Origin of the sequence: Burkholderia sp. Ap-955, assembly GCF_011753045.1 — a bacterium.
Classification (GTDB): domain Bacteria; phylum Pseudomonadota; class Gammaproteobacteria; order Burkholderiales; family Burkholderiaceae; genus Burkholderia; species Burkholderia lata_D.
In genome coordinates, this window is record NZ_VWWH01000157.1 from 1 (window position 1) to 9,376 (window position 9,376).

General features: G+C 66.3%; 9 protein-coding genes. 2 read left to right on the forward strand and 7 right to left on the reverse strand.

Annotation, left to right across the window (positions count from 1 at the left end; all coding sequences use genetic code 11):
* Positions 1-12: 12 nt before the first annotated feature.
* From F3J15_RS38305 to F3J15_RS36245, 5 genes are all read right to left on the reverse strand, one after another.
* Positions 13-480 carry a DUF4148 domain-containing protein gene (locus F3J15_RS38305; protein ID WP_166897432.1) on the reverse strand — a complete coding sequence of 156 codons (468 nt, stop codon included), beginning with the start codon at positions 478-480 and terminating at the stop codon, positions 13-15.
* A gap of 173 nt (positions 481-653) precedes the next feature.
* Positions 654-1,403, reverse strand: coding sequence for an amino acid ABC transporter ATP-binding protein (locus F3J15_RS36230; RefSeq protein ID WP_069250223.1), 750 nt, complete (start codon positions 1,401-1,403; stop codon positions 654-656).
* A complete protein-coding gene (locus F3J15_RS36235; RefSeq protein WP_069250222.1) occupies positions 1,390-2,040 on the reverse strand; it encodes an amino acid ABC transporter permease in 651 nt (216 codons plus the stop codon). The genes F3J15_RS36230 and F3J15_RS36235 overlap by 14 nt, the downstream gene beginning before the upstream one ends.
* Positions 2,037-2,723 (reverse strand): amino acid ABC transporter permease, encoded by a 687-nt coding sequence (locus tag F3J15_RS36240; protein ID WP_069250221.1) that lies wholly within the window; start codon positions 2,721-2,723, stop codon positions 2,037-2,039. Before F3J15_RS36240 ends, F3J15_RS36235 begins: the two co-directional genes overlap by 4 nt.
* Positions 2,724-2,812: 89 nt before the next feature.
* Positions 2,813-3,619 carry a transporter substrate-binding domain-containing protein gene (locus F3J15_RS36245; RefSeq protein ID WP_166897434.1) on the reverse strand — a complete coding sequence of 269 codons (807 nt, stop codon included), beginning with the start codon at positions 3,617-3,619 and terminating at the stop codon, positions 2,813-2,815.
* A gap of 471 nt (positions 3,620-4,090) precedes the next feature.
* Between F3J15_RS36245 and ansP the strand changes: the two genes are divergently transcribed.
* Complete coding sequence (gene ansP, locus F3J15_RS36250) at positions 4,091-5,581, forward strand: L-asparagine permease (protein WP_166897437.1); 1,491 nt, start codon at positions 4,091-4,093, stop codon at positions 5,579-5,581.
* Positions 5,582-5,652: 71 nt separating this feature from the next.
* On the opposite strand, the gene F3J15_RS36255 is transcribed toward ansP, so the two are convergent.
* Positions 5,653-5,958 carry a DUF4148 domain-containing protein gene (locus F3J15_RS36255; RefSeq protein ID WP_166897439.1) on the reverse strand — a complete coding sequence of 102 codons (306 nt, stop codon included), beginning with the start codon at positions 5,956-5,958 and terminating at the stop codon, positions 5,653-5,655.
* A gap of 235 nt (positions 5,959-6,193) precedes the next feature.
* The gene (locus tag F3J15_RS36260) at positions 6,194-6,661 is read right to left on the reverse strand and encodes an MEKHLA domain-containing protein (protein WP_166897442.1); all 468 of its coding nucleotides are present in this window, start codon (positions 6,659-6,661) and stop codon (positions 6,194-6,196) included.
* A 269-nt stretch (positions 6,662-6,930) separates the two neighbouring features.
* On the opposite strand from F3J15_RS36260, the gene F3J15_RS36265 reads away from it, so the two are divergent.
* Positions 6,931-9,376 (forward strand): efflux RND transporter permease subunit (locus F3J15_RS36265; RefSeq protein ID WP_166897445.1); only part of this gene is annotated, 2,446 nt, incomplete at its 3' end.

The window sequence follows — 9,376 nt, forward strand, 5'->3', positions numbered from 1 at the left end:
TGGCAGCCGGCTTCATTGCGCGCTCGCCGTTGAAACAGCCGCGCCCGTCCGCACGCTCGCCGTCGCGGTGCGCGGCTCGCCGTGCGCGACCACATACAGCTCGCGATTGCGCGCGATCGTCTGCGCGCTCGGCGGATAGTCCCAGTTCGACGTCGGCAGCGTGCCGTCGCGTTCCGCTTGAATCAGGTCGGCGACCACGTCGGCGCGGGTCGGGCCGGACGCCGAAGCCTGCGCGAACTCGGCGGCCGGCCGTGCCGCGACCGATTGCGATGGCTGCGCGGCAACCTTCGCTTCCGCTGCCTGGATGTCTTCGGGATAGTTCGGATCGTTACTGATCGGCCGATAACCGGCCTGTTCGACGCGGACGAGATCGGCACGCACGTCGGCCCGTGTGAGCGCATGGTCGGCGGTTTGCGCAAATGCGGCGATGGGTGCGCTCAGTGCGCAGGAAATCAAGACTGCACGAATCAGGTTGTTCATGACGTTCACCTCTCAAGTTGGCGTATTCGCGTCCGCAGATCAGGCCGGACATCCACTCCGCATCGATGTGATGAAGAGTTGAGTCCATTCTGCGATTCGCGCGCTTTCCGGAAGGTGAGGCTTTGATTACGGTCTTGTCATCTGGTCGCGGCCCGGCCGCACGGCCGTGTCAGTCAGCGCATGGCAGTTTCCGGGTTCCGCACGCTGCCCAGAAACCGCGTCAACTCCACCGTCTGCGGCCGCTCGAAGATTTCGTCGGCCGTCCCGCTCTCCCACACGCGCCCCTGGTGCATGAACACGATCCTGTCGCTCACCGCACGCGCGAAGTTCATCTCGTGGGTGACCATGATCAGCGTCATGTCCTCGCGCGCGAGTTGCTCGACGACGCCCAGCACCTCGCCGACGAGCTCGGGATCGAGCGCGGACGTGATTTCGTCGCACAACAGCACGCTCGGCTTCATCGCGAGCGCACGCGCGATCGCGACGCGCTGCTGCTGGCCGCCCGACAGGTGTTCCGGAAACGCGTCGAACTTGTCGCCGAGGCCGACGCGCTCGAGCATCAGTTCCGCGATCGCGCGCGCCTGCTGGCGGTGCGACTTCTTCACCACCGACTGCGCGAGCATCACGTTCTGTCCGGCGCTCAGGTGCGGAAACAGGTTGTATTGCTGGAACACCATGCCGACCTTCAGCCGCAGCGCACGCAAGTCCGCATGCCGTGCATCGACGCGTTCGCCGTCGACCGAGATCGTGCCCGCGTCGATGCTCTCGAGCCCGTTGAGCGTGCGCAGCAGCGTGCTCTTGCCCGAGCCGCTGCGGCCGATGATCGACACGACCTGCCCGCGCTCGACGGACAGATCAATGCCCTTGAGCACATGATGGGTGCCGAAGTGCTTTTCGAGACCCCGGGTTTCAACGAGCGGCATGCCATCTCCTTTGCAACGTGCGCGCATAACGGGTAAGCGGATAGCAGAGCGCGAAATAGATCAGCGCGACGAGGCCATACACGACGAACGGCCGGAACGTCGCGTTCGAGATCGCGATACCGACCTTCGTCAGCTCGGTGAAGCCGATGATCGACACGAGCGCCGTATCCTTCACCGCCTGCACGCCGAAGCCGACCGTCGGCGCGATCGCGATGCGCGCGGCCTGCGGCAGGATCACGTGACGCAACTGCTCGACATAACTCATCGCCAGGCTGGCCGACGCCTCCCACTGCCCTTTCGGCACCGCCTCGACACAGCCGCGCCAGATCTCCGCCAGATAGGCGCTGGTGAAGAACGTGAGCCCCGCCGTGGCCGCGACCCACGGCGAAACGTCGAGCCCGACGAGCGGCAGGCCGAAGAACACGATGAACAGTTGCATCAGCAACGGCGTGCCCTGGAACACTTCGATATAGAGCTTTGCGACGCCGCGCAGCGCCGTCGAATTCGACACGCGCATCACGAGCAGCCCGAGGCCGACGAGGCCGCCGGATACGAACGACACGATCGACAGCACGATCGTCCAGCGCGCGGCCAGCAGCAGGTTCGCGAGAATCTGCCCGAACGTGAAATCGGTCATCGCGCACCTCGCACGCGGCGGGAGAACAGGCGGCGCCCCATCGCGCCGAGGGTGGCGCGCATCAGCAGCGCCATCGCCAGATACGCGAGCGCGATCACGAAGTACGTCTCGAATGCGCGGAAGTTGCGCGACTGGATGTAGCTGGCCGCATAGGTCAGGTCGGCCACCGAGATTTGCGACACGACCGCCGAACCGAGCATCGTGATCACGATCTGGCTCGACAGCGCGGGAAACACCTTGGCGAGCGCCTGCGGCAGCACGACGTGGCGCAGCATCTGCGCGCGCGACATCGCCAGCGCGGACGCCGCCTCCAGATGCCCTTTCGGCACGGCGGCCACGCCCGCGCGCACGATCTCGACCGAGTACGCGCCGAGATTCAGCGTCATCGCGAGGATCGCGGCCGTGTATTCGTCGATGTGCACGCCGAGCGCCGGCAAGCCAAAGAAGATGAAGAACAGCTGGACGACGAACGGCGTATTCCGAATCGCCTCGACGTACGCGCCGATCAATGGGCGCAACCGCACGGCCGCGCGCGCGTCGGCGCTGTACGCGGCCGCGCCGAGCACACCGACGGCCACGCCGAGCACGGTCGCGACCGCGGTCAGCGCGAGCGTGATCGCCGCGCCGCTCGCGAACACGCCGGCGTATTCGGCAAGCTCGCCGAATTGAAGCTGGTAGCTCATGGGGAGGGGATAAATTCGGGTTCGGACAACGACACGCGCCGCGCCGGGCATCCCGGCCGCGGCGCCGTGTCACGCGACACGGCGATTCGTCACAGCCCGGCCGGCAACGGCTGGCCGAGCCATTTGCGCGACATCTCGCCCAGCGAGCCGTCCTGCTTCGCATGCGCGATCGCATCGTCGATCTTCGCGAGCAGGCGCGGTTCGTTCTTGTTGACGCCGACGAAGCACGGCGAATTCTTGATCACGAACTTGACCTCGGGGCGGCGCGGCGGATTCTTCGCGAGAATCGCCGCCGCGACGATGTTGCCGGCCGCGATCAGTTGTACCTGCCCCGACAGGAACGCCTGGATCGTCGCGTTGTTGTCCTCGAAGCGCTTGATCGTCGCGTTCGGCGCGAGCTGCGACAGCGCGATCTCCTCGAGCGCGCCGCGCGTGGCGCCCACCGTCTTGCCGGACAGGTCGGCGGGCGCGCTCACCTTCACGTCGGGCGGCCCGAACACGCCCTGGAAATACGGCGCGTACGCGCTCGAGAAATCGATGACCTTCTCGCGTTCCGGGGTCTTGCCGAGCGACGAGATCACCATGTCGACCTTGTTGGTCGTCAGGTACGGAATCCGGTTCGCACTGTTCACGGGCACCAGCTTCAGCTTGACGCCGAGCGACTTGGCAAGGAGTCCTGCCATGTCGATGTCGTAGCCTTGCGGCTGCATGTCCGTGCCGACCGAACCGAACGGCGGATAGTCCTCGGGCACCGCGACGCGCAGCGTGCCGTTTTTCGCGATGGTGTCGAGCGCATCGGCGTGGGCCGGCGCGGCGGCGAACAGCGCGATCGCGGGGGCGGCGAGCAGCGCAGCCAGCCAGGTGCATCGGGGGAACGGTCGGGTCGTCGGGCTCACGGTGAATCTTCCTTGTCTGGTGTGTCGTCAGGCAGCGCGCAACCGTTGCGCGGCCGACACCACACCAGCAAAAACCGGGCCATCGCCGGGAAACGCTTGCCGCACCGGCGCGAGACGGAAATTTCGGCGAACCTTTCGACAAGCCGAATTCCTCATTTCGGTGCATGAACCGGCGCCGTCGGTAACGGTTGCCCTCGCAGCGCGCGCCGGCGCACCAAATTACCTATCCGGTTCACCCGGCGCCGAAACCCTATGCATGGATTCGAACAGGCCCAGTCCAAATTTGCATTCCGTTTGTGACGGGAATTACGGCTGAATACGTTCGCGACGTACCGTGCCTTTCGTCAGGTCCGACGAATCGCGATCAGGACGAGCGCGCCCGATTCGGCGCGCTGCTCCTCCGGTACCGGTGGTCCCGATCGTCCCGCGATCGGGATGAATCCAATCCCATCCGTGCGCGAGGAACCCGTCATGGCATCGATTCCCGACCCGTCGACAACCGGCGAAACCGACAAACGCAGCTGGCTCGAATCGCACGAAGCCGGCTATCACAAGACCCTCGGCAATCGACAGGTGCAGATGATCGCGATTGGCGGTGCCATCGGCACCGGGCTGTTCCTCGGCGCCGGCGCCCGACTGCAGGCCGCCGGCCCGGCGCTCGCGATCGTCTATCTCGTCTGCGGCGCGTTTTCGTTCCTGATCCTGCGCGCGCTCGGCGAGCTCGTGATGCATCGCCCGAGCAGCGGCAGCTTCGTGTCGTACGCACGCGAATTCCTCGGCGAGAAGGCGTCGTTCGTCGCAGGCTGGATGTACTTCCTGAACTGGGCGATGACCGGCATCGTCGACATCACCGCTGTCGCGCTCTACATGCATTACTGGGCGCCGTTCGCGGCCGTGCCGCAGTGGATCTTCGCGCTCGTCGCGCTGTGCATCGTCGCGACGATGAACCTGATCGGCGTGAAGTGGTTCGCCGAGATGGAGTTCTGGTTCGCGCTGGTCAAGGTCGCCGCGATCGTGCTGTTTCTCGTGATCGGCGCGGCGATCCTCGGCACGGGCATGCCGGTGGCCGGTCATGGCACCGGCCTGCATCTGATCACCGACAACGGCGGGTTCTTTCCGCACGGACTGATGCCGGCGCTGGTGCTGGTGCAGGGCGTGGTGTTCGCGTTCGCGGGCGTCGAACTGGTCGGCACGGCCGCCGGCGAATGCAAGGATGCGCGCAAGGTGCTGCCGCGCGCGATCAACAACGTGATCTGGCGCATCGCGATTTTCTACGTCGCATCGGTCGTTCTGCTGGTCTGCCTGCTGCCGTGGAGTGCGTACAAGGCGGGCCAGAGCCCGTTCGTCACGTTCTTCGGCGCGCTCGGCGTGCCGGGCATCGGCTCGGTGATGAACCTGGTCGTGCTCACGGCCGCGCTGTCGAGCCTCAATTCCGGCCTGTATTCGACGGGGCGCGTGCTACGTTCGCTGTCGATGGGCGGCTCGGCCCCCGCGTTCCTCGCGCGGATGAGCGGGCAATCCGTCCCGTACGCGGGCATCCTGGTGACGGTCGCGATCTATGTGGTCGGCGTGCTGCTCAATTATCTCGTGCCGTCGAGCGTGTTCGAGATCGTGCTGAACATCGCATCGCTCGGCATCATCAGCACGTGGGGCTTCATCGTCGTGTGCCAGATGAAGTTCCGCGCCGCGGTCAGGCGCGGCGACGTGGAAAACGTCTCGTTCAGGATGCCTGGCGCGCCCGTGACGTCGTGGCTCACGCTGCTGTTCCTGCTCGGCGTGCTGGTGTTGATGGCATTCGACTACCCGAACGGGACATGGACGATCGCATCGATCCCGCTGGTCGCGCTGCTGCTCGTGGCCGGCTGGAAGTGGCTGAGCCGTCGCGCGCGCCGTGCGTTGCTCAAGCCGACGATTCCGTCGATCGCGCTCACGCAGAACGTGCTCGAGAAGGGCGACAGCTGACTCGCTACGGCATGCGTGCCGTCCGTTGAAGGAACCGCCGTCGGGCCGCGGACGGCGGTCGCCAACCCTGCTCAGTGATGGTCGTACAGCTGGTGCTCGTCGAGCGACGCGAGCGATTGCGCATCAGTGCGCTTTGCGGCGACGCTCGGTGCGGCGGCCGATTGCGCTTGCTGCGCGGCAGCCTTCGCCTCGGCGGCCTGGATGTCCTCGGGATAATACGGATCGCTGCCGACCGAACGATAACCGGCCTTTTCGACCCGGACGAGATCGGCGCGCACGTCGGCCCGTGTGAGCGCATGGTCGGTGGTTTGCGCAAATGCGACGATCGGTGCGCTCAGTGCGCAGGAAATCAAGACTGCACGAATCAGGTTGTTCATGACGTTCACCTCTCAAGTTGGCGTATTCGCGTCCGCAGATCAGGCCGGACATCCACTCCGCATCGATGCGATGAAGAGTTGAGTCCATTCTGCGATTCGTGCGCTTTCCTGAAGGTGAGGCTTCGATTACGGTTTTGTTATCTGGCCGCCCGCGCCCGTCGTGGGCGGACCGCCCCGGTTCGCCGGACACGGCGCGGGCCCGCAACGCGACGCGCATGCCGGTCGATCGTCACGTTCATGCGGGCGCGTCGAGCGGCCGTACTTCCGGAATCATCGCGGCCTGGCCGCGCACGATGCCATCCGCGTCGATCAGTTGCCACACGGTCGCGCGCTCGATCCAGAACCGCTTGCCGGACTTCGTCACCCGCACGCCGCGGTATTCGGACACGAAGCCATCGCGCATCACCTTGTCGAGAAACACCTGGCGCTCGTGTCGCTCCATCGGCTCCGCCGACAGACGAGACGGCAACGCCGTCAGTTCATCCCAGTCGTATTCGAAAATCGCCTGCGCGCGCCTGTTGCCGTACACGAACACCGGATCGGCCGACGTGTCGTGCGCAAGAATGCCGAACGGCGCCGTCTCGTACAGCCACGCGGCGCCGTCGGATGCGCTCATGCCGTCGGGCACGAGCGGGCGGTTCACGAGCCGGCGATACGAGTCGGCAAGAAGGAGGAAGAAGTTTGCATCGGTGCGCAACGACATCGGTCTGGCTCCTGAAATCGGCGAGATACGCGAATGAGCGAAGGTTTGCCGCCGGACATTATAGGGACGAAGCGACGCACCGCCGTCGGCGGCGAGGGTTCGGCCAGCCCGCATCGCACTGCGCGGCCCGCCGCACGGCCGATGCCGCCGCGCCGGCACAGATAACAGCTTCGTAATCTTCGAGTCAGGGTCGGGTCAACGCCGCGCCGGCAGACTGCGTGCTCGTCGCATCGAATGCGCGTCCATTCCCCGCTTCGAGGAGCACCATCATGTGGATCGTCCGGCTGGCGTTACGCAGGCCCTACACGTTCGTCGTACTCGCGCTGCTGATCTTCATCGCGGGGCCGCTCGCGCTGCTGCGCACCCCCACCGACATCTTCCCGAGCATCGACATTCCGGTCGTCAGCATCGTGTGGTCATACAACGGCTTCTCCGCCGAAGACATGGCCAAGCGCATCACGTCGAACTACGAACGCGCGCTCACGTCGGACGTCGACGACATCGAGCACATCGAATCGCAGTCGCTGAACGGCGTGTCGGTCGTGAAGATCTTCTTCCACCCCGGCGCCGACATCAATCGCGCGATCGCGGAAGCCGCGAGCAATGCCGCGTCGATCCTGCGCATCCTGCCGCCCGGCACGCTGCCGCCGAACATCATCACGTACAACGCATCGACGGTGCCGATCCTGCAGCTCGGGCTGTCGAGCAACACGCTCGCCGAGCAGCAGCTGTACGACCTCGGCAACAGCTTCATCCGCACGCAGCTCGCGACCGTCCAGGGCGCGGCCGTGCCGTTGCCGTTCGGCGGCAAGATCCGCCAGATCGTCGTCGATCTCGACACGCGTGCGCTGCAGGCGAAGGGGCTCGCGCCGATCGACGTGGTGAACGCGATCAACGCGCAGAACCTGATCCTGCCCGGCGGCACCGCGAAGATCGGCACGCACGAGTACGACGTGCAGATGAACGGCAGCACGCAGACGGTGGCCGCGCTGAACGACCTGCCGGTGAAGACGATCGGCGGCAATGTCGTCTATGTGCGCGACGTCGCCCACGTGCGCGACGGCTACGCGCCGCAGACCAACATCGTGCGGGTGGACGGCAAACGCGCGGCACTGCTGACCGTCGAGAAGACGGGCAGCGCGTCGACGCTGACGATCATCGACCAGGTGAAGGCGATGCTGCCGAAGATCGCGGCCGGGCTGCCGAAGGCGCTGCATATTTCGCCGCTCGACGATCAATCGGTGTTCGTGAAGGCGGCGGTCCAGGGTGTCGTGCGCGAAGCGCTGATCGCCGCATGCCTGACCGCGCTGATGATCCTGCTGTTCCTCGGCAGCTGGCGCGCGACGCTGATCATCGCGGTATCGATCCCGCTCGCGGTGCTCACGTCGCTGCTCGCGCTGGCCGCGCTCGGCCAGACCATCAACATCATGACGCTCGGGGGCCTCGCGCTCGCGGTCGGGATCCTGGTGGACGACGCGACCGTCGCGATCGAGAACATCACGCATCATCTTGAACTGGGCGCGCCGCTCGAGGACGCGATCCTGACCGGCGCGGGCGAGATCGCGGTACCGACCTTCGTGTCGACGCTGTCGATCTGCATCGTGTTCGTGCCGATGTTCCTGCTCACCGGTGTCGCACGCTACCTGTTCGTGCCGCTGGCCGAAGCGGTGATCTTCGCGATGATCGCGTCGTACTTCTTCTCGCGCACGCTGGTGCCGACGCTCGCGATGGCGCTGATGCGCGCGAAGGGCCACGGCCGGCCGCCGCGCGGCGTGTTCGCCCGCCTCGCGCGCTTCCAGGCCGCGTTCGAACATCGCTTCGAGGCCGTCCGGCTGCGCTATCGCGCGCTGCTCGCCGCGGCGATCGCCCGGCGCCGCCGCTTCGCCGCCGCGTTCCTGCTCGCCTGCGGCGCATCGACCGGCCTGTTCGCGTTTGCCGGCCAGGACTTCTTTCCATCGGTCGATACCGGCGAGATCCGCCTGCACCTCCGCGCGCCGACCGGCACGCGGATCGAGGAAACCGCGCGGCTTACCGACGAAGTGGAGGCGAAGATCCGCGGCGTGATCCCGGCGGACCAGCTCGCAGGCGTGCTCGACAACATCGGCGTGCCGGTGAGCGGGATCAACCTCACGTACGACTCGTCCGACCCGATCGGCACCGGGGACGCCGATGTGCTGATCACGCTGAAGCCGAACCATGCATCCACGGCCGCGTACGTCGCGAAGCTGCGCAACGTGCTCGCGCAGGCGTTCCCCGGCGTGACGTTCGCGTTCCTGCCGGCCGACATCGTCAGCCAGATCCTCAACTTCGGGCTGCCCGCGCCGATCGACATCCAGATCGTCGGCAACAAGCTCGACCAGAACCGCGCGGTCGCGAACGCGCTGCTCGCGAAGCTGCGCGGCGTGCGCGGGCTCGTCGACGCGCGCATCCAGCAACCCGGCGACGAACCGGCAATAGATGTGAACGTCGACCGCACGAAGGCGATCCTGGCCGGGCTGCAGCAGCGCGACGTCGCGCAGAACCTGCTGATCGCGCTGTCCGGCAGCTCGCAGACTACGCCGAACTTCTGGCTCGATCCGCGCAACGGCGTCAGCTACCCGGTGCTCGTGCAGACGCCGCAGTACACGGTGAATTCGCTGCAGGCGCTCGCGAACGTGCCGCTGCCCGCCGGCACCGCCCGCGCGCCGCAGACGCCGGCCGACGGCCCGGCGGCCG

Excerpts from the sequence above, each read along its gene's own strand:
- ansP (WP_166897437.1), top strand. The coding sequence starts at position 4,091 with ATGGCATCGATTCCCGACCCGTCGACAACCGGCGAAACCGACAAACGC.
- F3J15_RS36255 (WP_166897439.1), bottom strand. The coding sequence starts at position 5,958 with ATGAACAACCTGATTCGTGCAGTCTTGATTTCCTGCGCACTGAGCGCA.
- F3J15_RS36260 (WP_166897442.1), bottom strand. The coding sequence starts at position 6,661 with ATGTCGTTGCGCACCGATGCAAACTTCTTCCTCCTTCTTGCCGACTCG.
- F3J15_RS36230 (WP_069250223.1), bottom strand. The coding sequence starts at position 1,403 with ATGCCGCTCGTTGAAACCCGGGGTCTCGAAAAGCACTTCGGCACCCAT.
- F3J15_RS38305 (WP_166897432.1), bottom strand. The coding sequence starts at position 480 with ATGAACAACCTGATTCGTGCAGTCTTGATTTCCTGCGCACTGAGCGCA.
- F3J15_RS36240 (WP_069250221.1), bottom strand. The coding sequence starts at position 2,723 with ATGAGCTACCAGCTTCAATTCGGCGAGCTTGCCGAATACGCCGGCGTG.
- F3J15_RS36235 (WP_069250222.1), bottom strand. The coding sequence starts at position 2,040 with ATGACCGATTTCACGTTCGGGCAGATTCTCGCGAACCTGCTGCTGGCC.